Source organism: Saccharothrix deserti, from assembly GCF_009769385.1.
GTDB lineage: Bacteria > Actinomycetota > Actinomycetes > Mycobacteriales > Pseudonocardiaceae > Actinosynnema > Actinosynnema deserti.
In genome coordinates, this window is sequence record NZ_ML775959.1 from 388,682 (window position 1) to 409,831 (window position 21,150).

At 69.9% G+C, this 21,150-nt stretch carries 25 protein-coding genes and 1 pseudogene; 7 read left to right on the forward strand and 19 right to left on the reverse strand.

All coding sequences use genetic code 11. The annotated features are described in order from the left end of the window. Positions 1–312: 312 nt before the first annotated feature. The 5 genes from FM051_RS01460 to FM051_RS52995 form a co-directional block, all read right to left on the reverse strand. Entirely contained in the window at positions 313–1,482 is a 1,170-nt protein-coding gene (locus tag FM051_RS01460; protein ID WP_158839762.1) for a GTP-binding protein, read from the reverse strand. A 64-nt stretch (positions 1,483–1,546) separates the two neighbouring features. Then, on the reverse strand, positions 1,547–1,780 hold the full coding sequence (gene rpsR / locus FM051_RS01465; protein ID WP_158839764.1) for a 30S ribosomal protein S18: 234 nt from the start codon (positions 1,778–1,780) through the stop codon (positions 1,547–1,549). A gap of 5 nt (positions 1,781–1,785) precedes the next feature. Continuing rightward, positions 1,786–2,082, reverse strand: coding sequence for a 30S ribosomal protein S14 (rpsN, locus tag FM051_RS01470; RefSeq protein ID WP_158839766.1), 297 nt, complete (start codon positions 2,080–2,082; stop codon positions 1,786–1,788). A 3-nt stretch (positions 2,083–2,085) separates the two neighbouring features. Then, a complete protein-coding gene (rpmG, locus tag FM051_RS01475; RefSeq protein ID WP_158839768.1) occupies positions 2,086–2,253 on the reverse strand; it encodes a 50S ribosomal protein L33 in 168 nt (55 codons plus the stop codon). Then, on the reverse strand, positions 2,253–2,378 hold the full coding sequence (locus FM051_RS52995) for a large ribosomal subunit protein bL28 (protein ID WP_274383424.1): 126 nt from the start codon (positions 2,376–2,378) through the stop codon (positions 2,253–2,255). Before FM051_RS52995 ends, rpmG begins: the two co-directional genes overlap by 1 nt. Positions 2,379–2,427: 49 nt before the next feature. Between FM051_RS52995 and mrf the strand changes: the two genes are divergently transcribed. The 4 genes from mrf (at position 2,428) to FM051_RS01495 (ending at position 4,680) form a co-directional block, all read left to right on the forward strand. After that, positions 2,428–3,522, forward strand: a complete 1,095-nt coding sequence (mrf, locus tag FM051_RS01480; RefSeq protein WP_158839770.1) for a ribosome hibernation factor-recruiting GTPase MRF — start codon at positions 2,428–2,430, stop codon at positions 3,520–3,522. Next, a complete protein-coding gene (locus tag FM051_RS01485) occupies positions 3,519–3,770 on the forward strand; it encodes a type B 50S ribosomal protein L31 (protein ID WP_158839772.1) in 252 nt (83 codons plus the stop codon). The genes mrf and FM051_RS01485 overlap by 4 nt, the downstream gene beginning before the upstream one ends. After that, positions 3,770–3,931 (forward strand): 50S ribosomal protein L32, encoded by a 162-nt coding sequence (gene rpmF, locus FM051_RS01490; RefSeq protein ID WP_158839774.1) that lies wholly within the window; start codon positions 3,770–3,772, stop codon positions 3,929–3,931. Before FM051_RS01485 ends, rpmF begins: the two co-directional genes overlap by 1 nt. Positions 3,932–4,455: 524 nt before the next feature. Further along, positions 4,456–4,680: a DUF2795 domain-containing protein gene (locus tag FM051_RS01495; RefSeq protein ID WP_158839776.1), complete on the forward strand. Its 225-nt coding sequence runs from the start codon at positions 4,456–4,458 to the stop codon at positions 4,678–4,680. A gap of 102 nt (positions 4,681–4,782) precedes the next feature. Here the strand turns inward: FM051_RS01495 and FM051_RS01500 are convergent, their stop codons facing one another. The 8 genes from FM051_RS01500 to FM051_RS01535 form a co-directional block, all read right to left on the reverse strand. Further along, complete coding sequence (locus FM051_RS01500) at positions 4,783–5,238, reverse strand: AAA family ATPase (protein WP_158839778.1); 456 nt, start codon at positions 5,236–5,238, stop codon at positions 4,783–4,785. Positions 5,239–5,381: 143 nt separating this feature from the next. Continuing rightward, positions 5,382–6,608 (reverse strand): hypothetical protein, encoded by a 1,227-nt coding sequence (locus FM051_RS01505; protein ID WP_158839780.1) that lies wholly within the window; start codon positions 6,606–6,608, stop codon positions 5,382–5,384. Between the two features lie 126 nt (positions 6,609–6,734). Further along, a complete protein-coding gene (locus FM051_RS01510) occupies positions 6,735–9,239 on the reverse strand; it encodes a glycoside hydrolase family 32 protein (protein ID WP_158839782.1) in 2,505 nt (834 codons plus the stop codon). Continuing rightward, positions 9,236–10,708, reverse strand: a complete 1,473-nt coding sequence (locus tag FM051_RS01515) for a glycoside hydrolase family 32 protein (RefSeq protein WP_158839784.1) — start codon at positions 10,706–10,708, stop codon at positions 9,236–9,238. Before FM051_RS01515 ends, FM051_RS01510 begins: the two co-directional genes overlap by 4 nt. 62 nt (positions 10,709–10,770) lie before the next feature. Beyond that, positions 10,771–11,682, reverse strand: a complete 912-nt coding sequence (locus FM051_RS01520; protein WP_158839786.1) for a carbohydrate ABC transporter permease — start codon at positions 11,680–11,682, stop codon at positions 10,771–10,773. Position 11,683: 1 nt separating this feature from the next. Continuing rightward, positions 11,684–12,619 carry a carbohydrate ABC transporter permease gene (locus FM051_RS01525; RefSeq protein WP_238412047.1) on the reverse strand — a complete coding sequence of 312 codons (936 nt, stop codon included), beginning with the start codon at positions 12,617–12,619 and terminating at the stop codon, positions 11,684–11,686. 75 nt (positions 12,620–12,694) lie between these two features. Then, positions 12,695–13,951 carry an extracellular solute-binding protein gene (locus FM051_RS01530; protein WP_238412049.1) on the reverse strand — a complete coding sequence of 419 codons (1,257 nt, stop codon included), beginning with the start codon at positions 13,949–13,951 and terminating at the stop codon, positions 12,695–12,697. Between the two features lie 129 nt (positions 13,952–14,080). Further along, positions 14,081–15,112 (reverse strand): LacI family DNA-binding transcriptional regulator, encoded by a 1,032-nt coding sequence (locus tag FM051_RS01535; protein WP_202918623.1) that lies wholly within the window; start codon positions 15,110–15,112, stop codon positions 14,081–14,083. Between the two features lie 330 nt (positions 15,113–15,442). Between FM051_RS01535 and FM051_RS01540 the strand changes: the two genes are divergently transcribed. Together FM051_RS01540 and FM051_RS51440 are read left to right on the forward strand one after the other, a co-directional pair. After that, entirely contained in the window at positions 15,443–16,024 is a 582-nt protein-coding gene (locus FM051_RS01540; protein WP_158839792.1) for a lytic polysaccharide monooxygenase auxiliary activity family 9 protein, read from the forward strand. Between the two features lie 132 nt (positions 16,025–16,156). After that, a pseudogene (locus FM051_RS51440) lies at positions 16,157–16,609 on the forward strand (amidohydrolase family protein); the annotation flags it as partial. Between the two features lie 442 nt (positions 16,610–17,051). Here FM051_RS51440 and FM051_RS01550 read toward each other — a convergent pair. Beyond that, the gene (locus FM051_RS01550; RefSeq protein WP_158839796.1) at positions 17,052–17,285 is read right to left on the reverse strand and encodes a hypothetical protein; all 234 of its coding nucleotides are present in this window, start codon (positions 17,283–17,285) and stop codon (positions 17,052–17,054) included. Positions 17,286–17,411: 126 nt separating this feature from the next. Here FM051_RS01550 and FM051_RS01555 point away from each other — a divergent pair, with 126 nt between their 5' ends. Continuing rightward, complete coding sequence (locus FM051_RS01555) at positions 17,412–17,612, forward strand: hypothetical protein (RefSeq protein ID WP_158839798.1); 201 nt, start codon at positions 17,412–17,414, stop codon at positions 17,610–17,612. Positions 17,613–17,677: 65 nt separating this feature from the next. Here FM051_RS01555 and FM051_RS01560 read toward each other — a convergent pair whose 3' ends face one another. From FM051_RS01560 to FM051_RS01580, 5 genes are all read right to left on the reverse strand, one after another. Then, a complete protein-coding gene (locus FM051_RS01560) occupies positions 17,678–18,601 on the reverse strand; it encodes an RNA polymerase sigma-70 factor (protein WP_158839800.1) in 924 nt (307 codons plus the stop codon). Between the two features lie 176 nt (positions 18,602–18,777). After that, the gene (locus FM051_RS01565) at positions 18,778–19,545 is read right to left on the reverse strand and encodes an SDR family oxidoreductase (RefSeq protein WP_158839802.1); all 768 of its coding nucleotides are present in this window, start codon (positions 19,543–19,545) and stop codon (positions 18,778–18,780) included. A 243-nt stretch (positions 19,546–19,788) separates the two neighbouring features. Further along, positions 19,789–20,055, reverse strand: a complete 267-nt coding sequence (locus tag FM051_RS01570; protein WP_158839804.1) for a hypothetical protein — start codon at positions 20,053–20,055, stop codon at positions 19,789–19,791. A 46-nt stretch (positions 20,056–20,101) separates the two neighbouring features. Continuing rightward, positions 20,102–20,443 (reverse strand): SH3 domain-containing protein, encoded by a 342-nt coding sequence (locus FM051_RS01575; RefSeq protein ID WP_158839806.1) that lies wholly within the window; start codon positions 20,441–20,443, stop codon positions 20,102–20,104. Between the two features lie 187 nt (positions 20,444–20,630). Continuing rightward, positions 20,631–21,089, reverse strand: coding sequence for a DegT/DnrJ/EryC1/StrS family aminotransferase (locus FM051_RS01580; RefSeq protein WP_158839808.1), 459 nt, complete (start codon positions 21,087–21,089; stop codon positions 20,631–20,633). Between the last annotated feature and the right edge of the window lie 61 nt (positions 21,090–21,150).

The following is a 21,150-nucleotide window of genomic DNA, read 5'->3' on the forward strand; positions in this document are numbered from 1 at the left end:
GGCTTTCCTGGGGGGTTGGGGGCGGGGGGTGCGCGCGTGGCCACGGCGGGGGGGGGTGAACGCGGTGCCACGGCTCGGCTGCCCCTGCCTGGGGCGGTCCCAAATCCGTCCCTGGAGTTGGACGGCACGGTGGTCTTGGTTGTCGGCACGGCGTCGAGAACGACCGCGGACGGCGGGCGGTCGACGGGGTGGGTGACCGTGCCGTCGCGGCCGTCCTCGAACGTGACACCGATGACGTCCACACCGTAAGCACGATTGCAGATGATAATCATTATCGGCAGGGCCGGTTGGTCGAATGGTCGCCCCGCCGCATCAGTGCTCCACCGACCAGCGTGGCGCGGGGAACGGGTGCTCGTGCAGGTGGGGTTCGAGGTCGTCCCACGAGGGCAGGGGGTCGTCGAACCGTCGCCACGCGGCCGGACCCGCCGCCAGTTCGGCGTCGGTGAGCAGGGCGGGGTCGAGCCTGCGGCGCGGTTCGTCGCGGTCGAGGTCGACGCCGATGAACACCAGCTCCTGGCGGGCGGTGTGGCCGTCGAGCAGTTCGCCCGGCTCGATGGTCAGGTTCGGCCCGGCCTGGGACCACACGGCGAGGGTGTGCGGGCGGCTGGCGATGTGGCAGAAACCCTTGCTGCGCACGACGCCCTGCCAGTCCTCCAACGCGGCGGCCAGCCGGGCGGGGTGGAACGGGCGGTCGGCGCGGTAGGTGACCGAGCGGATGCCGTACTCCTCGGTCTCCGGCACGTGCGACCCCGCCAGCTCCTCGGCCCATCCCGGTGACGTGGCGGCGGTGACGGGGTCGTAGCGGCCGGTGTCGAGCACCTCGGCCAGGTCCACCACGCCGCGGTGCGACCGGATCAGCCGGGCGCTCGGGTTGAGCTTGCCCAACAGCCCCTCCACCACCGCCAACTGCTCCGGTGTGGCCAGGTCGGTCTTGTTGAGCACCAGCACGTCGGCGAACTCCACCTGGTCCACCAACAGGTCCGAGATGCCCCGTTCGTCCCCCTCGGCCGCGGCCAGGGCGCGTTCGTCGAGCCGGTCGCCCCGTTCCAGCTCGGTGAGGAACCCGGAGGCGTCGACGACGGTGACCATCGTGTCCAGGCGGGCGTGGTCGGACAGGCTGGTGCCGTCCTCGAACGTCCACTCGAAGGTCGCGGCCACCGGCATCGGCTCGGAGATCCCGGTCGACTCGATCAGGATCGTGTCGAACCGGCCTTCGCGAGCCAGGGCCCCGACGCTGTCCAGCAGGTCTTCGCGCAACGTGCAGCAGATGCACCCGTTGGTCAGCTCCACCAGCCGTTCACCGCCGCGTCCGGACACCAGGGCGGCGTCGATGTTGACCTCGCTCATGTCGTTGACCACCACGGCCACCCGGCGTCCTTCCCGGTTGGCCGGCACGTGGTTGAGCAGGGTGGTCTTGCCCGCGCCGAGGAAGCCGGACAGCACGGTGACGGGTACGCGCGGGGGAGTGGGCGCAACAGACATGATCATCAATCTCGGTGGGGGGACGGTGGCGGATGCGGGCCGCCGGTGGCGGCGGCCCGTCCGGTCAACGTCCTTGGCTGGGGTAGGGCAGTAGTGCCATCTCTCGTGCGTTCTTGATCGCGGTGGCGACCTGGCGTTGTTGTTGCGGCGTCAGGCCGGTGACGCGGCGGGAGCGGATCTTGCCGCGGTCGGAGATGAACTTCCGCAGCAGCGTCACGTCTTTCCAGTCCACTGTGGTCACGCCCTCTTTGCGCAACTGGTTGACCCGGCGCTTCGGGGCACGCTCGATTTTGGGCACCCGGCTCACCAACTCGACTTGGTCACGCCGGGCAGCTCGCCGCGGTGCGCCATCTCACGCAGTCGGATGCGGGACAGGCCGAACGCGCGGTTGAAAGCCCTGGGGCGGCCGTCCACGGCATCGCGGTTGCGCAACCTGGTGGGACTGGCGTCGCGAGGCAGCTTCCGCAGTGCCCGCTGGGCCTCCGCCCGCCGCTCGGGGTCGAGCCGGATGATCTCCTTGAGCTCCTGCCTCCGCTCGGCGTACCGGGCGACGACCTGCCTGCGCTGCTGGTCGCGGGCGATCTTCGACTTCTTCGCCACGTCTCAGCGCTCCTCTCGGAAGTCGACGTGCTTGCGGACCACCGGGTCGAACTTGCGCAGCACCATTCGATCCGGATCGTTTCGGCGGTTCTTGCGGGTCACGTAGGTGTAGCCGGTGCCCGCCGTGGAGCGGAGCTTGATGATCGGCCGCACGTCGTTGGCCTTGCCCATCAGACCTTCTCCCCGCTCGCGCGCAGCGCCGCGACGACCGACTCGATGCCGCGCCGGTGCGAGTGCGGGACCTGCTCGCCGAAGCCGGGTTTGCGGCCGGTCAACCGGCAGTGGTGCGAGGACACGCGACCTCCCGTTTTGTAACGACAATCATTTCCAGTTACGCTACAGCACATGGGAACCGAGGTCGTACTGGTGGCCGGGCTCGCACACCACGACGTCGCCGACGAGCTCTGGCGCGCGTCGCCGGGCTCGGTGCTGGTCCGCCACGACCTGAGCGGCCTCGCCGAGGGCGTGGTGCGCCGCTGGGTCGACGGCAGGCTGACCGTGCTGGAACTCGCGCACGGCTGCGTCTCGTGCACCCTGCGCCTGGACCTCCTGCCGTTGCTGAAGCGGCTGGGCGGTCGGGTGGTCGTGCACCTGGACCCGGCGCTGGAGCCGGAAGCCGTCTGCTTCGCGCTGCGCGGCCTCGACGTCCGGGTCGAAGCCGTGATCACGGTGGTCGACCGGACGACGTGGTTGGCCGACGCGACGGGCGGCGTCACGCTGGCCGAGCGCGGCATGGCGGCGGCCGAGGGCGATGAGCGCACCGTGGCGCAGGTCGTCGTGGGGCAGGCCGAGTTCGCCGACGCGCTGGTGATGACCGGTGTCGGCGGCGGTGAGGTGCTGGACGCGGTGCTCGACCGGTTGGCGCCACTCGCGCCGCGGCACGAGCTGAACACGCTGGACGTGGCGGCCCTGCTCGCGGCGATCCCGACCGACGCGCGCAGGGGTCGCGTGGACGACGGGTTCGGGCCTTTGCTGCACGGGCAGCCGCCGCTGGAACCGGCGCACGGCGTGTCCGTCGTCCACTTCACGGAACGGCGGCCGTTCCACCCGATGCGGTTGCACAAGGCCGTGGACGTCCTGCTCGACGGTGTCGTGCGCACCCGTGGCCGGCTGTGGGTCGCCGGCCAACCGGATGTCGCGCTGTGGCTGGAGTCCGCCGGCGGCGCCCTGAACGTGGGAAGTCTCGGCCCGTGGCTCGCCGCCGTGGAGGACTGGTCCGAGGTCGACGCCGAGCGGCGGGCGACGGCGGCGGCCCTGTGGGACCCGGACTACGGCGACCGGTCGCAGGAACTGGTGGTGATCACCGAGTCCGCCTCGCCGGACGAGATCACGACGGCACTGCGCGAGGCGTTGGTGACCGACGAGGAATTGGCGTTGATCGACGAACTCGAGTTCGTCGACCCCTTCGCCGAGTGGCACGACCAGATGGAGGAGTTGTGAAGCAGGGCATCCACCCCGACTACCACCCGGTGGTCTTCCAGGACCTGTCGACCGGGAAGGCGTTCCTCACCCGGTCCACGGCCACGTCGAACAAGACCGTCGACTGGGAGGACGGCAACACCTACCCGCTGATCACCGTCGACATGACCTCGGACTCCCACCCGTTCTGGACGGGCACCCAGCGACTGGTGGACACCGCCGGCCGGGTGGAGAAGTTCAACCGCCGCTACGGGAAGAGGACCACCTGATGGCCGTGCCCAAGCGCAAGACCTCGCGCAGCAACACCCGCCACCGCCGCGCGCAGTGGAAGGCCACGCCACCGGACCTCGTCCCGGTGACCACCCTCGACGGCCGCAAGCTGACGGTGCCCCGCCGACTGGTGGCCGCCTATCGACGGGGACTTCTCTGACGTCAGGATCACCGCGGTCCTTGCTGAGCGGGACTTTCAGCCGAAGAACCCCGGTCCGCCGGGCACGGCGGGTTCGCCGAGCACCTGAACTTCGTCCGCGCGACCGACTACCCCGGCACGATCCCCGGCGATCCAGGCGATCCGAACGGCCCCGGCACGACTCCGGGCGACCCGACGGGCGGACTGCCCGGCGGCTGCTGAACACCGGAGGGGCCGCCGATCGGTATCGGCGGCCCCTCCGCTCACACGAGGGTACGAACCGGCTCGGGGGTGGATTTCGTGCCGGCCGGAACCTCGGTGGCTCGTGTTGGGCTGTCGGGGGTTTCCGCGCAATCCCGGTTGATTACTTGAAGTGACCGGGTTATTGCACAGCGAGGTCTGGCACATGCCGTTGACGAGTGGTGGGTCCCGAGGAGGTCCTGTTATCGCCATCCAGCGTTTTTCCGGACGCAGTGGGGGTAATCGCATCGACACGGGGCTCGGCCGAGGACGGGCAACGCACGACAAACCACGTGGAGGTGGCCATGTCCGCGTACACCACTCGCGAACGGCTTCGGCAGTGCTTGAAGGAGATCGACTTCCCCGCCAGCAAGGACGAGTTGATCTACGCGGCGCAAGAGCTGGGGGACGAGATGACGGCGCGGGCGCTTCGGGCGATCCCGCCGGTCGACTACGCCAACATGGCCGAGGTGATCGCCTCTGTCCGGTTCGACGACGACACCAGGCGTGCCAACCCCAGCGGGCGCTGACCGGCGGGAGGGGGGACCGTCGTCCACGTGCCGCCGTGCCCGCGGGTGTTCCTGGCGGATGTCGAAGTCGACGGGGCGACGGATGACCCACTGCGGACCGCATCAAGGCAGCGGCGTGACGGTGAAGCCGCCGACGCCGTCGAACCTCACTTCGCACACCTCGTCGAAGCCTTCCTGGCGCGTCGGCGGTGTGAGTCGTTTCGCCGTCGCGAACAGCCCCACGTCCGGCACTCGGGCCCGCCCGGCACGAGTGGAGTTGCGCTGGAGCGATTCAGAAAGATCGGGCGGGAACCAGTAGCCGACAACCGGGACACCGGCGGCCCGTGCGAGCGCGATCAGGGCCGCTCGCTCCCCGATGGAGGCGTTGGTGTTGTCGACGGCGACGGAGTGCCCGTGCCCGAGCGCTGCCGCCACGACCCGCTGCTGACGGGAATCGCGTCGGCGTGAGTTGGGCCAGTGGTCCTTGCTGACGTGGACATGGGTGGCCGCGAGGTGACGGGCGTAGAAGGTGCTCTTGCCCGACGCCTGCAACCCCACCAGGACCACGAGTCGCGCCATGTCTGCAAAACCTCGCAGGGCGGATACCACCCGAGGCGGATCCGGATACGGGCGAACGGGGAAAAGCGGTGGTGACGGTGTTGGGCGCGCAGTCACCGCCGTCCGTATGCAGTACCGGTGAACCTCTCACGCGTGTGGCCCGTTCAGTCACGGCGGTACCGGCTGGTGGCTGTGGTGCCACTGTCGGCTACCCCCTCGACCCGACGCCGGCGTTGCTGCTCGCGGTAGCCGTAGGTGGCCTCGCGGACCGTGGTGTCGTCCTCGAGCCCGGACCCGACGGCGCCGGCGATCGTGCCGAGCACGCTGGCCATCAGGGCGAGGACCAGGTAGTGGGACGGGCCCACCGGGTGACCCAGCGTGCCGGCCAGGTACGAGGGCGGGATGACCAGTGCCACGGCGGCGAGGGCGATGGTCAGCATGGCGAGGAAGAACGCGACGGTGCCGACGGTGACCGTGACGAGCGTGCTGGCGTTGCGCAACCGGACCCGGGGGTCACGGCCGCCGCCGTCGGTCCGCCGCCCGCGTTCCCACAGCTCGTGCCCGACGATGACCCAGACGGTCATCGCGGCCACGGCGGCCACGGTGACCCCGGCCAGTCGCAACGGGCCGAGCGAGGTCCCGAGGGTCCAGATGGTGGAGTACAGCACGCCGAACGCGATGCCGGTCAGCGCACCGGCCAGAGCCCTGGACAGTCCGCGGAGCAACCGCCACGGCCGGTTGACGCGGACCATCCCGGCCAGCAGGCGGGGCAGCGCCCGCCGGAACGGGCGGACGACCTCGACACGGGAGTCGGCATGGGCGTCGGCGTGGGCGTCGAGGTGCGGAGAGCCCGGTTCCGCGCCGAGCACGCAGGTGGTGCGCGAGGACAGCCGCCGTCGTAGCTCGCTGATCGCGACGGGCTCTCGCGGATCGTGGGTCTGCGCGGTGAAGTAGCCGATGATCGCCACCACGGTCGCGCTCAGCCGGCGGCGCAGACGCCACCCGCCGAGCGCGGGCAGCGAGATCACCGAGACCCGGTCGGCGGTGTGGAGGCTGGCGACGACGACGGTCGAGTCGTCCTGCATCGGCTGGTCGGTGACACAGACCACGAGGTCCCACACGGTGCCGCGGACGTGTTCGCGCGCCTTGTCGATCAGCGGGCTGTAGTCCGGGTACATCGCCTCGAACGGCTCGTGCACCGTGTCCACGGTCCAGGCGACCTCGTCCGTCACACCGTCGCGGAGTCGCTCGGGCAGCGCGTCGCGCAGCCGGTCGGTGAGTGTCGCGGGCAGACCCGGGTCGGCGAGGAGACCGACCGCAACCGCGGCCGGCGGCGCGTCGTCGGATCGCTGCCCGATGCCGACGTCGAAGCGGTGGTCCGGATCGGTCATCGGTCTCGGCCCGAGGTCACAGGTCGTTCCTCCAATTCGACGTCGCCTCTCGTGGCCTACCCGCTCCTCTCGGGGGAAAAACCGGGCACGGTGGTGGAGCCCGGCGGGCTCCACCACCGTGTGCGGTCAGTGCCGGTAGGAGCCCATGTCCCAGACGGTGAGGCGGTCGACCCGGGCGCTGCCGCCCTCGGCGAAGACCTCCACCCCGTCGCTGGTCGGGTCGGGGAAGACCTGGCTGGTGATCACGGCCTGGCCCGCGCCGCCGAAGACCTCGACCGACGACCAGTCCACCAACGCCCGCAGCGTCACCTTCCCGTTCACGGCGGCCAGCGGCGCGCGTTGCACGGCGGGGAACTCGGGACTGAAGTCCACGCGCCCGGACCGCGTGCGGTCCACGTACAGCTCACCGGTCGTCGTGTCGTAGCCGATCACCGTCTCCTGCCCCGCACCGCTGCGCACCTTGAGGCCGAAGCGCTCGGCGTCGCGGAGGGAGAAGGTCGCCTCGATGTCGAGTGCCTGCCCCTCGGCGTCCAGTGATCGCGAGCCCTCGGGGACGGTGCTGCCTTGCACGAAGACCGGCCGGCCTCGGTGGAGTTGGCTCAGGGAGTGCACCGGCTCCTGCACGAGTTGGATCTCACCTCCGATGGTGCGCAGCCCCACCTGCCTGGGCGCACTCTGGGCGCTGCGCCACGGCGAGGTCGGGGTGTTGCCGGCGTACTGCCAGTTGTTCATCCACCCGATCATGTAGCGCTTGCCGTCCGGGACGTCGTCCCACGACACCGCGGCGTAGTAGTCCTTGCCGAAGTCGACCCAGTCCGCCCGCTCGACGGTGGACCTCGCGGGTGCGTCGGCGAACGTGAACTGGTCGACCATCACGTGTCCCCAGCCCGCCGTGTTCATGTCCACCACGGAAATCCGCGCCTGCCTGCCGTGGTACTCCCGCAGGTCGAACGACGCCCAGTCGAGGGTTTCGCCGTCCGCACCGGTGGCGGTCCGCACGACCTTCCCGTCGACCACGAGGTTGACCGACGTCTCGGTGGAGCGCGGCTTGGCGGGGGCGTCGGCGAGCACCACGTGGTCGACCAGGATGTGTCCCCAGCCGCCGGTGTTCTCGTCCACGACTTCGACGCGCGCCTTCCTGCCGGCGAGTTCGCGCACGTCCCACGAGGCCCAGTTCAACGCCTCGGAGTCCTTGCCGGTGGCACTGCGCACGACTTCGCCGTCCACGACCAGCCGCACGGCGGTGGGCGCAACGGAGGTGACCGGGTGGTTGCCGCCGCCGATCAGGAAGTTCAGGTACGGCGAGGAGACGGTGAACTCCGGTGAGGTGAGCGTGCCGACCGTGGCGTCGCCCCGCAGGTAGGTGTTGACCAGGCCGCCGCCCTGCCAGCCGGACACCTGCTGCTGGTCGGGGAGCGTGCCGGTCGCGGGCGCGGTGCCGAACGCCTCGCCGGTGGTGGTCCAGGTCCCGTAGTCGCCGCCCTCGAAGTCGGCCAGGACTTCGCCCGAAGGCGCCGGCTCGTCACCGGTCACGGCTGCCGGGTCGTGCGGGTGCCTGCCACCGCCGATCTTGAAGTTGAGGTACCGCTCGTCCACCGTGAACGGCGGCGAGGTGAGAGTGCCGGTCGAGCTGTCACCGCCGTGGAAGCTGTTGGCGTAGCCCGTTCCCTCGACACCGCCCACGGGGGACTGCCCCGCCGGCGGGCCGGTGGCCGGTGTGTCACCGAAGGCGCCGCCGGTGGTGGTCCACCCGCCGTAGGACGACTCGAAGTCCTGGAACACCAGGCCGGCAGGCGGGGTGTAGCTGCCGTCGTCGTCGGCGGTGAAGCGGGTGCCGTCGAAGTCGCCGACGAAGTACTGCGTGGCCGAACCGCCCGCGATCCCGCCGGGGTTGATGCTGACCACGAGGACCCACTTGGTCTTGCGGGGGTCACCGTCGACCTTGAGCGGGAACAGGTCCGGGCACTCCCACACGCCCCCGACCGCGCCCGCCGGGCCGAAGTCGCTCAGCGCCTCCCACGTCTTCAGGTCCTTCGACGAGTAGAACCGGATCTTGCGCTCCGTGGCCAGGGCCACGGCCATCAGCCAGCTCTGCGTGGGCGCGTGCCACTGCACCTTCGGGTCGCGGAACTCGGTCGAGCCGATGTCCAGGACGGGGTTGCCCGCGTACTTCGTCCACGTGCGACCGCGGTCGGTGCTGTAGGCCAGGGATTGGGCCTGTTTTCCGCCGTCCTTGAAGAAACTGGTGTAGACGGCGACCATCGCCGGTTCGTCGGGGGTGCCGAAGCCGGAGGTGTTGGCGTGGTCGACGACCACGCTGCCGGAGAACACCATCTCGGTGTCGTCGTGGGCGATCGCGAGGGGAAGCTCCTGCCAGTGCACGAGGTCGCGGCTGACCGCGTGACCCCACGACATGTCGCCCCACGAGTTGCCGTTCGGGTTGTGCTGGTAGAAGAGGTGGTACTCGCCCTTGTGGTGGACGAGGCCGTTCGGGTCGTTCATCCAGTTCCGCTCGGGGGTGAAGTGGAACTGCGGTCGGTACGTCTCGGTGGCCGGCGCCGCGAGGACGGGGCTCGTCGAGACGACGAGCGCCGCCGCGGTAAGCACGGCGGTCATCAACCTCTTCGTCATGGCTGCCCTACTTTCTGTTCGGGGGAGCGGAATCGGTTGCGCCGACCGCTGGTGCCCAGCTCCCAGGCGTCGACGATGTGGTCCGGCGCGCCGAAGGTCCGCAACCGCCACGGAACGGGCCCGGTGGGGTAGCACCGCAGCGTCAACGCCTCGCCGCTGTCGAGGAACAGCTCCACGATCGAACCGTCCACGATCACCCTGAGGTCGACCGAGCCGTCCGCTGAGCCGTCCGTTGAGCCGTCCGCCGTCCGCTGCCCGGACAGTGGAATCCGGTAGCGGCCTTTCAGGGCGCGGGGGTCGAGCGACGCGTTGTCGCGATCCACCACCAGTTCGCCCGCGATCGGGTCGACGACGATGTCGAGGTGTTCGGCGCCGTCGTCGGTGGTCTCCAGGCGCAGTCCGCCCGGCGCGCCCGAGCCGGGCCGCAGCCTCGCGGTGAGGTCGAAAGCCGAGCCGACCGTGCCGAGATCGGCGGTGGAGGACCAACCGGTGGCGTGCACGAGTTTGCGGCCCCGGTGCCCCAGGACCTCGACCGCGGGCTGCTGGTGAACCCTCCCGTCGTCGGTGAGCGAGACCTCGCGGGGAACGGTGAGGACCCCCGCCCACCCCGCCGCACGTGACCATTGCCCGTCGCGGGCTTCCCAGGACCACCCCCACAGCAGCCATCGGCCGTCCGGCGCGGGCAGCAACGCGGGCGCGTACATGTCCGGGCCGTAGTCGAGGGGCTGGTGCCGGGTGGGGACGAACCGGTCCTCGTGCTCACCGCCCACGTAGGCACGTGTGCTGCGCGGACCCGCGACGGCGTCCCACAGGCTGACGACCAGCACCGAGCGGTCACCGAAGGTGGCGTACTGGGGGCACTCCCACCCGGTCCAACCGTCCGCCGCGGTGACCACGTCCGGTCCGTCGGTGAAGAACGGTCCCCGGTACCGCCAGTCTTCCAAGTCAGACGACTCGTACAGCAGCGCCGCGCCGCGTTCACCGGTGACGCTCGCGCCGACGAGCATCCGCCACCGGTCGCCCTGGCGCCAGACGTAGGGATCGCGGTACATCGACGTGCCGTCCGGTGGCTTCGGGATCACCAGTCCGGGGTGCTTGCGCCAGGTGAGTCCTCCGTCCCGGGACTCCGCCGTCGCGATCGGCTGCCACCAGCGGTCGGTCCGGTAGGCGGAGTAGAACGCCAGCACCCGTTCCCCGTCGGAGATCGCGTTGCCGGAGAAGCAGCCGTCGGCGTCGTCGCCACCGGGTGTGGGTGCCAGCGCCACCGGCAGTTCCTCCCACGTGACGAGGTCGGTGCTGCGGTAGTGCCCCCAGTGCATGCCGGCGTGGTCGGGTCCGCTCGGGTTGTGCTGGAAGAACACGTGGTAGTGGCCGTCGTGGAAGGTGAGCCCGTTGGGGTCGTTGATCCAGTTCCGCGGGGGTCTGAGGTGGATCGCGGGCAGGTGGGTGTCGGGAGATGGGGTCGACAAAGGAGTCCTTCGATCGGAAGGGCCGCGCCGGGGAGCCGGCAGTGGAGAAGGGAGTCGGCGGGTCAGCCTTTGACGCCGCTGGAGGCGATGCTGTTGATGAAGGACCGCTGGAAGGCCAGGAACAGCGCGAGCACGGGAACCGTGATCATCGACGAGTACGCCATGATCTCGCCCCAGGAGGGGTTGAGCTGGAAGAAGTACTGGATGCCGACCATGACCGGGCGGAGTTCCTCCTGCTGCACGACCATGAGCGGCCACAGGTAGGAGTTCCACGCGGGCAGGAAGGTCAGGATCGCCACGGTGGCGATCGCCGGACCCGACAGCGGCATGACGATCCGGCGGTAGATGCCGAACCACCCCGCGCCGTCGATCAGCGCGGCCTCGTCGAGTTCCTTGGGGATGCTCTGGAAGTACTGGTGGAACAGGAAGATCGAGAACCCGTGCGCGACGAAGGGCAGGACCTGCACCCGGTAGGTGTCCAGCCAGCCCTCGGTGAGGGTGAGGCCGAACCCGTTCAGTTCGAGCCACGGCAGTTCGTTGACCCACCAGACCAGGGGCAGCGCGAAGGTCTCGAACGGCACGATCAGGGTGGCGATGATGAGCGTGAGCAGGAGTTTCCGGCCGGGCCAGCGCATTCTCGACAGGGCGAACGCGGCGAGGCTGTTCACCACGATGCCCAGCACGACGGTGGTCGCCGAGATGGCGAGCGAGTTGAGCAGGAACCGCAGCGCGGGCACGCGCTCGAACACCGCGGTGTAGTTGGTCAGGGAGAGGTCGCCGACCGGGAGGAAGGCGCGGGGGCCGCTGAGGTCGCCGAAGATCTGCTGGTCCGGCTTGAACGAGGAGACCAGCATGAACACCACGGGGAACGCGAAGAACAACGCGAGCACGACCCGCACCGCGTGGACCGGCAGCCTCCGCCACGCGGTCGGGGGTCCGGACGTCGCACGCGACTGGGACGACCTGGTCGACATGTCAGTCCTTCTCCCTGGTGAGGTAGCGCTGGACGAGCGAGACGATCAGCACCAGCACGAAGAACACCAGCGAGATCGCGGAGGCGTACGCGGTCTGCTGTTGCTGGTACCCGCTGCGCACGGCCTGGTAGACCACGGTGGTGGTCGAGTCCAGCGGGCCGCCCTGGGTCATCACGTTGACCTGGGTGAACAGGCTGAACGCGGCGATGGTGATGGTGATCAGCACGAACGTGCGGGTCGCCCGCAGCCCCGGCCAGGTCACGTACCGGAACCGCGTCCACCGGCTCACGCCGTCGATGGAGGCGGCCTCGTACAGGTCGGCGGGGATGGTCTGGAGTCCCGCCAGCCAGATGATCATGTGGAAGCCGGCGCCCTGCCAGACGGACATGAACACGATCGCCGCCAGCGAGGTCGACGGGTCGTTCAACCAGTCGGGCCCTTCGACCTGCCCGAACGTGACCGCCTCGATGACCCGGTTGAGCAGACCGTCCTTCTGGTACAGCAACGTCCACACGATCGACACCACCACCATGGAGGTGACCACCGGGATGAAGTAGACGGTGCGGAAGAAGTCGGTGCCCCGGAAGCGCGCGTTGATCAGCAGGGCCAGCCCGAGGGCGACACCTGCCTGGAGGGGCACCACGACGGCGGCGAAGACGAACGTGTTGAGCACGGAGCGGAGGAACACCGGATCTTCCGCCAGCATGGCGAAGTTGCGCAGGCCGACGAAGCGGGCGGGCGTGGGTGAGACCAGGCGGGCACTGGTGAAGGCCAGCACGAACGCCAGGCCGATCGGGATCACGACGAAGACGAACAGCAGCAGGACCGCGGGGGCGGCCATGCCGACGGCGATGATGCCCTCCCGGCGGCGGGCGCCGGTCTGCGTGGTGCTGTGCGCGCGTCGCAAGCGCGCGCGGAGGGGGACAGCGGCGGTCAACGAGACCTCCGGAGGAGGAACGGGCGCGCCTGGTGGAGACGATCAGGCCACCACCAGGCGGGCGTGGCGGGGCCGTCAGCCGGCGTAGAAGTCGTTCATCTTCAGGTTGGCGTCGATCTGCTTGACCGCCTCGTCCAGTGCCGAGTCGGGATCGGCGCCCGCGACGACGTCCTTGGCCGCTTTCTCGAAGACCGAGGCGATGAACGGGTACGCGGGCGTCACGGGGCGCACCACGGCGAAGTCCCTGGCGGCACGGACCAGGGGCTCATACCGGCCACCGGGTTCGTACCCGGGGATCTGCGCGGCGGCGGCGTCCGTCGCGGGAATGGTGCCGGTCGCCTTGGCGTACTCCGTGAAGTACTTCGTCTTGCGGGAGAACTCCAGGTACGCGCGCGCACCGTCCGGTTCCGAGCAGTTGGCGCTCATGGCCCACTGCCAGGAGGCACCGCCGATCTTCGGCCCCTTGCCGAAGTCCACCGGCGGCAGGATGACGAGGTCGTCGCCCAGCTTCTCGACGTTCTTGGCCGCGTCCCAGCTACCGTCCCACTCGATGGCCGACTTGCCGTTGAGGAAGTCGTCGTTGGGGCTGGCGCCCGACTTCTGGGCCATGTACCCGTCGGTGACCAGGGAGCGGAACCACTTCGCCCAGTCGAGCGCCTCAGGCCCGTTGAGCGTGCCGTCCGCGGTCTTGTAGGTGGTGCGGTCCACCAGGTCGCCGCCGAAGCTCTGCAACTGCGGGGAGTACGCGTAGGGCCACCACTCGCCGCTGCCCCCGGTGCCCATCTCCAGCGGGTGCTCGAACTTGCCGGTCGCCTTCAGGGCGGTCAGCGCGGCGGTGAACTCCGCGCGGGTCCACGGCTGGTCGGCGGTCGGGATGCGGATGCCGTTCTCGTCGAGGACCGACTTGCGGGCGAACATGGTCAGCGCCACGTCGTAGAAGCCGAAGGCGTAGACCTTGTCCTGGTACTTGCCGACGGTGCTGGGCAGCTGGTCGGCCACGGGGACCTCTCCGTCGGAGATCTCCAGCGGGGCCAGGTACCCGCCCCAGGCCCAGTTGGGCACGTTGGGGCCGTCCACGTCGAGGATGCAGGGCAGCTTCTTCGACGACGCGGAGGCGACCACGGCGTCGTTGTAGGCGCCCTGCGGGAAGGCCTCGATCTCGACCTTGTAGGTGGACTGGCTCGCGTTGAAGTCGTTGACGATCTTCTCCACGACCGCGTACTCGGCGGCGTTGCCCGCGTTGTGGGTCCACAGCTTCAGGGCGCCGCCCTGGCCGCCCGATCCGCCGCCTCCGGTGGCGCAGCCCGTGAGCGCGGCCGTCGCGGTGATCACGGCTAGACTCGCTCTCGCGAGACGCCTGGTCCTCGCATTCATGGTTCCTCCATCGTGCTGGGCTGGGTTCTCGCCGGGCGACCGGTGTCAGCGGTCGCCCTCCTCCAAGTCGCTCTGCCGTTCCGGTGGTCAAGACCGGGGCGGCGGAGCGACCGAATCCCTGGCCACCAAGGGGCAGCGCAGTACCTCTTGGGGAGCAGGGCCGGTCGTCGTCTCCGATGTGTCGATGACGGCCTGGAGCCGGGCGATCGCCCGTGCCCCCATGTCGTAGTGGGGCAGGGCGACGGTGGTCAGCGCGGGGTGCAGGTTCTCGCTGATCAGTTCCTGGTTGTCGAACCCGATCACGGACAGGTCGGTCGGGACCGTGAGGCCGAGTTCGGCAGCCGCGCGGTAGGCGCCCATCGCCATGCGGTCGTTGAAGCAGAACAGCGCGGTGGGCCTGTGCGCGGACGAGAGCAGGGTCCGTGCCGCGCGGTAGCCGCCGGGCGCGTCGGAGCGGTCGGCGACGACCAGCGCGGGGTCGAACCCGATGCCCCCTCCGGCCAGCGCGGCCCGGTATCCGGCAAGCCTGCCCCTGGTGGCGGGTATGTCATCGATGTTGGTGACGAACCCGATCCTGCGGTGGCCGTGTTCGAGCAGTTCCCGGGTGGCGGTCAACCCGCCCTGTTCCTCGTCGGGCACGATCGAGGGGACCGTCGGGTCGTCCGCGCTCGCGTCGACCAGGACGGTGGGCACCGAACGCAGCTGTTGCGGCACTTGCACGACCCGGTGGTACATCGACGCGTAGAGGATGCCGTCGACGCCGTGCTGGAGCAGCAGCGCTATCGCCTTGCGCTCCAGCTCGGGGTTGCCCCCGGTGTTCAGCATGAGCAGCAGCAGGCCGTGCTCGGTGCCCGCGTCCTGCGCGCCCCGGATGATCTGACCGGCGTGAGGCGTCGTGGCGATCTCGTCGCTGACGAAACCCACCGTGTAGGTGCGGCTCGTGCGCAGGCCGCGGGCCAGGCTGTTCGGGCGGTAGCCCAGCTCGCGTGCCACCCGGAGCACGGTCGCCCGCGTCTCGACGTTGATCCGCTTGCCCTCGACGTCGTTGAGGATGTGGGAGACCGTCGTCGCGGACACCCCGGCCGCCGCGGCCACGTCCTTGATCCCGATGCGCTTCACGCCAGCCTGCCAAATCGTTTGGGCACCTTGGTTCGGTAGACCATTCATCACGATCAAGCGCGTGTCAACGATCCGTTACGTACTCGTGTCCGATGTTGGACGACCGTGCGCCAGGGCTCGCAGCACCCGCCGTCGTGAGGGCGGTGACCGTCGCAACGACGAAGCCGCGTGCTCGTCCGGCTGCAGCCGAGCGCCGCCGGGACTCATCGGTCGTCCCCGGTCGGGTGGACGACAGGGTGCCGCCCCGTATAGGCGACACCGCGTCACACTGGCGAGTGGACGCATCCCGATAGCATATCGTGACTGTTTGGTCACTCTTAGTCTGACGTCATGACTGAAACTCGTAGTGGCGCACGGCATGGTGCGGTGACCGACCCGCCGTCGCGTGCGGCGATCTATCTGACCGACTGGCAGGCCGCCGACCTCGAGGCGGGCAAGTTCTTCCCGGCGACGGAAGCCGGCCTGCAGGACCCGTTCGCACCCGAGGACGTGGTCAGCGCCACGCCGCCGCCGGACGGCCGGATCGCCAGCGCGGGCCGTGACTACGCCGCGATGCTGGACGAGCCGCGCCCCGACTGGCAAGCGCACCAGGTGAGCCCAGGGGAGTCCCTGACGGTGAGCTGGCACTTCCGCATGCCGCACAAGACGCGGCGGTGGAACTACTTCCTCACCCGTCCCGACTGGGATCCCGGCCTGCCCCTGTCGCGCGCGCAGTTCGAGCCGGAGCCGTTCCACGTGGTCCAGTTGCCCTGTCAGCCGTTCTGGCAGTGCGACGACCTCGAGCCCGAGAACCCGACCCAGCACACCTTCACCTTGCCCGAACGCAGCGGCCGGCAGGTACTGCTGGCTGTGTGGGAGGTCGCCGACACCGGCAACGCCTTCTACCAGGTCATCGACCTCGACTTCGGCTGATCCCCGCTTCCCGCGGTATCCGCGAGTCGACCCGCCTCCACGAGCTGCAGCCCGTCGACGCTCCACGTCGGCGGGCACTGCCGCACAACAGCTTCGGCGGCGGCAAGGTCATCCGCGAGTCATGGGCCAGGCGCCGTGGACGGCCTGCCGGTGAACATCCTGCAACTGGGCAAGGGCAGCACCGCGCACCCCGACGGGCTGTGGGAGCAACTGCGCGCCGTCGCCGCCGGGTTCAAGATCCACGAGGACTGGGGCGCGACGCCCGCGGCGCTCGACATGGCATTGAGCGTGGCGGGGGAGAGCGGCGTGCAGGTCGCCATCCACACCGACACCCTCAACGAAGCGGGCTTCCTGGAGTCCACTCTGGACGCCGTCAAGAACCGCTCCGTCAACGCCTTCCACACCGAGGGCGCCGGAGGCGGGCACGCGCCGGACATCCTCCGCGTCGTGGCCTACGACAACGTGCTGCCCTCCTCGACCAACCCGACCCTGCCGCACACCGTGAACACCTTCGACGAGCACTTGGACATGCTGATGGTGGCCCACCACCTCAAGCGGTCCACCCCGGAGGACCTGGCGTTCGCCGGCTGCGCCAACACCTCGACCTCGGCGATCTCGGCTTGGACGCCTGCCCCACGCACCTGGCCGGTCACCGCGTCATCGCCACCGAACTCGTCATCGGTGGCCACGACCCCCTCGAACCCGTGGCCGGCGACTGGTGGTCCCTGGTTCCCCTGGCCCGCGGCGGCTCCCTGGCCACGGTCCTCGCCGAGGACACCATCACCGCCTACCGCCTCCTCGACACCGCCACCGCCGCACGCCCCGGACTTCCGGCGCGCGATCGCGACCCGATCACCGACCCCGGGCACGTCGACCGTGAACCGGCATACGCCACCAGCCTCGGCTGAGCCGCCTCGCGCTCTTCCGCCCCGCGACGGCGTGTTCGTCGAGGACCGCTTCCGCGCCGCCCTCGGGTTCCAGCCCTTCTGACCACTGCGGTGCTGATCGGGGTACCGCGAGCGATCTTTCAGTCGACGCGCTGGGCGAGGAAGTAGTAGCCGTCCTGCCAGGGGTTGCCCAGGTCGCGATAGCCGCAACCGGACGTCACGTGGCCGGCGGCCTGGAACCCCAGTTCGGAGATCTCGCACTCCGCGAGCGTCGGGTACGGACCAATCGACCCCCACTCGGTGGCGGTGGCCACACCGGCGCAGCCGAACACCAGAGCCGTGGAAATCCCGAGCACACCCACAAGTCTTCGCATCAGACAAGCACACTGCCTGGGGACCGGAGTCACAATCCGCCGTTGTGTGCAGCCAGCCCGGGCGAATGGCGCGAGCCGCGCACGTCGCGTCATCGGTACCCGCCGGCGCACTGCTCGTGGGCTTGGATGCTCGGAGCCGGTGAACCCCGCCGGCGGCACCCGCAGCAGCGCGGCCGGCACCACTTCGGGCGGTTCGCCTTGTCGAACGAGGCGTTCCTCACGAACTCCACCCCGTTGAACCAGGCTTCCCCGGCGAACCTCGCGTCGTTGAACCGGGCTTTCCCGCCCCACCACTTCGTCGAGCCGGTCCGGCCGTTCACGCCGTGATTGCTCACGGTGGGTTTCCCGGCCCGCCCGGCACCCCGGGTCTGGAGCGCAGTCGGCTCTTGCGGTCACTCCGCGGCCCGGCGGGCCTGGTTTGTCTCGCGGAGGACTGCCCAGGCGTCCGCCACCGGACCCATGTGCCCGAGTTTGTCGGGGTTGATCACCGTGCGGATCGTCTGGATCTGCCCGTCGAGGACGTCCAGCGCCCAGGTGTTGATGACCTTGCCGTCCCGGTCGCGGAAGACCGCGCCCGGCTGGCCGTTCACCTGGTGCGGTTCCACGACGCCGCCGATCCGGACGAACGGCCGGACGAGTGCGACGAGCACCCGGGCCACGTTCTCGGCGCCGATGAAGTGAGTGGCCCATTGCGGTGCCTTGCCGCCGCCGTCACCGACCATGTGCACGTCGGCGGCGAGGAGCTCCCGCAGCCCGTCGACGTCCCCTTCCCTGAAGGCGTCGAAGAACCGTCCGGCGAGTTCCTCGCGCTCGCGGCGGTCGGCCTCGAACCGGGGCCGGCCCGCGTCCATGTGGCGGCGCGCCCGCACCGCGAGCTGGCGGCACGCCGCCTCCGAGCGTCCCACCGCCGACGCGACCTCGGGGAAGCCGAACCCGAACACCTCCCGCAGCACGAAGACCGCGCGCTCCAGCGGGGTGAGCCGCTCGAGCAGGAGCAGGGCCGCCATCGACAGCGAGTCGGCCAGCTCCGTCGAGCGCTCCGGGTCCTGGTACGGGTCGGTGAGCAGCGGCTCGGGGAACCACGGCCCGACGTACTCCTCGCGCCGGACGCGGGCCGAGCGCAGCACGTCGATCGAGATCCGGGTCACCACGGCCGAGAGGTAGGCCTTGGTCGATGTGGGCCGGGTCGGGGAGGCCTCGTGGCGCAGCCAGGTCTCCTGGACCGCGTCCTCGGCCTCGCTCACGCTGCCGAGGATCCGGTAGGCGATCGAGAACAGCAGCGGCCGCAGCTGTTCGAACTCCTCGGTACGGGTCACGCCGGCTCCTCCTGGAAACCCTGCCACCGCCAGGGGGCGCGCGGCTCCCAGCCCAGCTCCCGCTCGGCCTCGGCAGGGGAGAAGCCGCGTCCCTCGGTCATCATCACCACCGCTTGGTCCCCGGCCGGCAGCCGGGCCGGCCACTTCATGACCCGCGTCGGCAGCCAAGGTCACCATCACCAGGGCACCGAGCCGTCCGCGCTGAAGAACCCGCCGGTCGCTCCGTCCGCGCCGAGCGTGGCCAGGCGCACCACGACCGCGGCGCCCTGCGCGGGGGTGAGGTGCCCGCTGTGGTTGTTGCTGTCCGTGTCGACGTAGCCGGGGGCGACGGCGTTGACGAGGATGCCGTCCTTCCGCAACTCATTGGCGTACTGCACGGTCAGCGCGTTCAGCGCGGCCTTGGACGGCGTGTACGCGGCCGACGTCGGCAGATCCGCCAGCGGGCCGTCCGGGTCGCTGGTGATGGTCAACGACGCGGCGTGACTGCTCACGTTGACGATGCGCGGCGCCGGTGACCGCCGCAGCAGCGGGAGCGCGGCGTTGGTCACCGCGATCACCCCGAAGACGTTGGTCTCGAACACCGCCCGGACCATGTCCAGGTCGACGGAGCTGGGGATCTGATCGAGGGCGTCCTCGGGCGCGACCTGCCCGGAGCCGGTGATGCCGGCGTTGTTGATCAGCACGTCGAGGTGGCCGAAGCGCTCCTCGACCTGCGTCGCGGCTGCCCGGATGGTGGTCGGGTCGGTGACGTCCAGGGTGACCGCGTGCGCGTCGCCGCCTGACGCGCACAACGCCGCAGCGGCCTCCTCGCCGCGCCGCGGGTCTCTGGCGCCGATCAGGACCGTCATGCCCAGCGCAGCCAGTTGCTCGGCAGCCGCACGGCCGATCCCCTTGTTCGCCCCGGTGACCAGCGCGACCTTCTGGTGTGTGGTCCGCTCGCTCATGACCAGCTCCTCGTTACGGGATGGTGTGTTCTTCTCAGAACCTGTCTTCGACACCCGAGACGAGACAGCCACGGTCATCTGTGACATGCGGACAGAAATTGCCGGGAGAAGATCGTTGGCGGCGCCGCCCGGGGACAAACCCGAGACAAACCCGAGACAAGTCCGGCTGCCCGCCGGCCCAAGACCAGGCCGCTCACGGGCCGTCCCGGAACCCGGATCGGAGCGCCCGGGTTCCGGGACGGTTCACGGAACGATCAGGGTGGCGAGACCACCATCCACGGCTTCATCCCCGGCCACGAACTCCGCGCCATCCAGGCCCGAGTACGCGAACGCTTCGGCGGCTCCGCCCACGCCTTCCGATGGCGCCAGGGGCTCCATCTCCGTCCGCTGCCGGTCAACCCCCCTCAGCGGACGTTCGCGCCGGTTTCCCCGCTCGCCGGGGCGTGTTTGTTCGTGAAAGCCGACGAGGCCGGCCGCGCCGGGAAGTGCCGTGCGGATGCCGCAGGGCACCTACCTGCGATCCGACGCGGACGGAACTCGTCGTCGTGTGCTGTCGTCAGCCCGTGTAGCGGACGTCGGCCTGCGGTACGTAGCCGTAGCTACCGGTGCTCAGGTACACCCTGAACCAGCCACTGGTGGCCACGCAGGGCGCCGGTCCGGTCATGTGCTCGCCCCGGAACTTGGTCCGCACGACCGGGTACTGCGTGCCTCGACCGCTCCTGACGCCGGTGGCCCACGCGACGACCACGTAATTGCAGTCGGCCGCGACCGCCACATCGTCCGCGGCCGGCGTCCTCGGTGCGGCCTGCGCGGTCGCCGTGGTCACCCCGAACGCGAGGAACGCCGCCATGGCGAACAGGCACAGTCGCAGCGCCGACGCCTTGATGTAGGAACCCACTTCTACCTCCATTTCTCACCGCCCGGTTCTCCGGGGCGGTGCTCACGACCTGTCCAGGACGGTCTTCGACCACGCGGTCCACGAATTTGAGTGACGTGGCGTCCCTCTCGGGTGGTGCCGTGTGGCCGTGAAGACACCGTGGGCCGCCGTTCGTGTGAATCACCCGTGATTTCCTACAATGCGCTGGTCAGAGCCGGTAGGCAGGCCCTCGGGGATCGGGTGTGCGGGGGTGGCGAGGCGGCGGACGAGGGCGGATGGCGGTGCTGCGGAACACCCCGTACTCGGGGTAGGTCTTCCTCCGGACGACGCGGGCCGGCACGCCCTCCGCCCGCACCGCGTCGCAGAACTCCTGGGCGCTCGACGCGCTGCGCGCCAGGAACAGGGTGTGCGAACCCGCGTCCAACTCGGGCGCCTCGGTGTCGACGACGGCGGACATCACGTCGATGCCGAGCATTTCCCGCAGTTGTGCGCGGTTGGCCCGCTGCCGCGCGATGCTGTCGTCCAGCGCTCGGGCCTGGTCCATGACGAGCGCCGCTTGCAACTCGGTCATGCGGAGGTCGTCCGCGACGACCGCCCGCTCGTCGTCCCAGTCGGGCACCTGACAGCGTTCGGACGCGTTCGGATGCGTTCGGGACAGTTCGCGCACCCGCTCGACACCACCTCGGTCGGTTTTGCTGGCACGGGCAGCCCTGCCTGTCGCCCGGACC

Bases quoted from the DNA above. Each gene is read 5' to 3' on its own strand.
- rpmF (WP_158839774.1), top strand. From the start codon at position 3,770: ATGGCCGTGCCCAAGCGCAAGACCTCGCGCAGCAACACCCGCCACCGC.
- FM051_RS01500 (WP_158839778.1), bottom strand. From the start codon at position 5,238: ATGGCGCGACTCGTGGTCCTGGTGGGGTTGCAGGCGTCGGGCAAGAGC.
- rpmG (WP_158839768.1), bottom strand. From the start codon at position 2,253: ATGGGCAAGGCCAACGACGTGCGGCCGATCATCAAGCTCCGCTCCACG.
- FM051_RS01520 (WP_158839786.1), bottom strand. From the start codon at position 11,682: ATGTCGACCAGGTCGTCCCAGTCGCGTGCGACGTCCGGACCCCCGACC.
- FM051_RS01555 (WP_158839798.1), top strand. From the start codon at position 17,412: ATGCTCGGAGCCGGTGAACCCCGCCGGCGGCACCCGCAGCAGCGCGGC.
- mrf (WP_158839770.1), top strand. From the start codon at position 2,428: ATGGGAACCGAGGTCGTACTGGTGGCCGGGCTCGCACACCACGACGTC.
- FM051_RS01540 (WP_158839792.1), top strand. From the start codon at position 15,443: ATGACTGAAACTCGTAGTGGCGCACGGCATGGTGCGGTGACCGACCCG.
- FM051_RS01495 (WP_158839776.1), top strand. From the start codon at position 4,456: ATGTCCGCGTACACCACTCGCGAACGGCTTCGGCAGTGCTTGAAGGAG.
- FM051_RS01505 (WP_158839780.1), bottom strand. From the start codon at position 6,608: ATGACCGATCCGGACCACCGCTTCGACGTCGGCATCGGGCAGCGATCC.
- FM051_RS01550 (WP_158839796.1), bottom strand. From the start codon at position 17,285: ATGCGAAGACTTGTGGGTGTGCTCGGGATTTCCACGGCTCTGGTGTTC.
- FM051_RS01510 (WP_158839782.1), bottom strand. From the start codon at position 9,239: ATGACGAAGAGGTTGATGACCGCCGTGCTTACCGCGGCGGCGCTCGTC.
- FM051_RS01565 (WP_158839802.1), bottom strand. From the start codon at position 19,545: ATGAGCGAGCGGACCACACACCAGAAGGTCGCGCTGGTCACCGGGGCG.
- FM051_RS01460 (WP_158839762.1), bottom strand. From the start codon at position 1,482: ATGTCTGTTGCGCCCACTCCCCCGCGCGTACCCGTCACCGTGCTGTCC.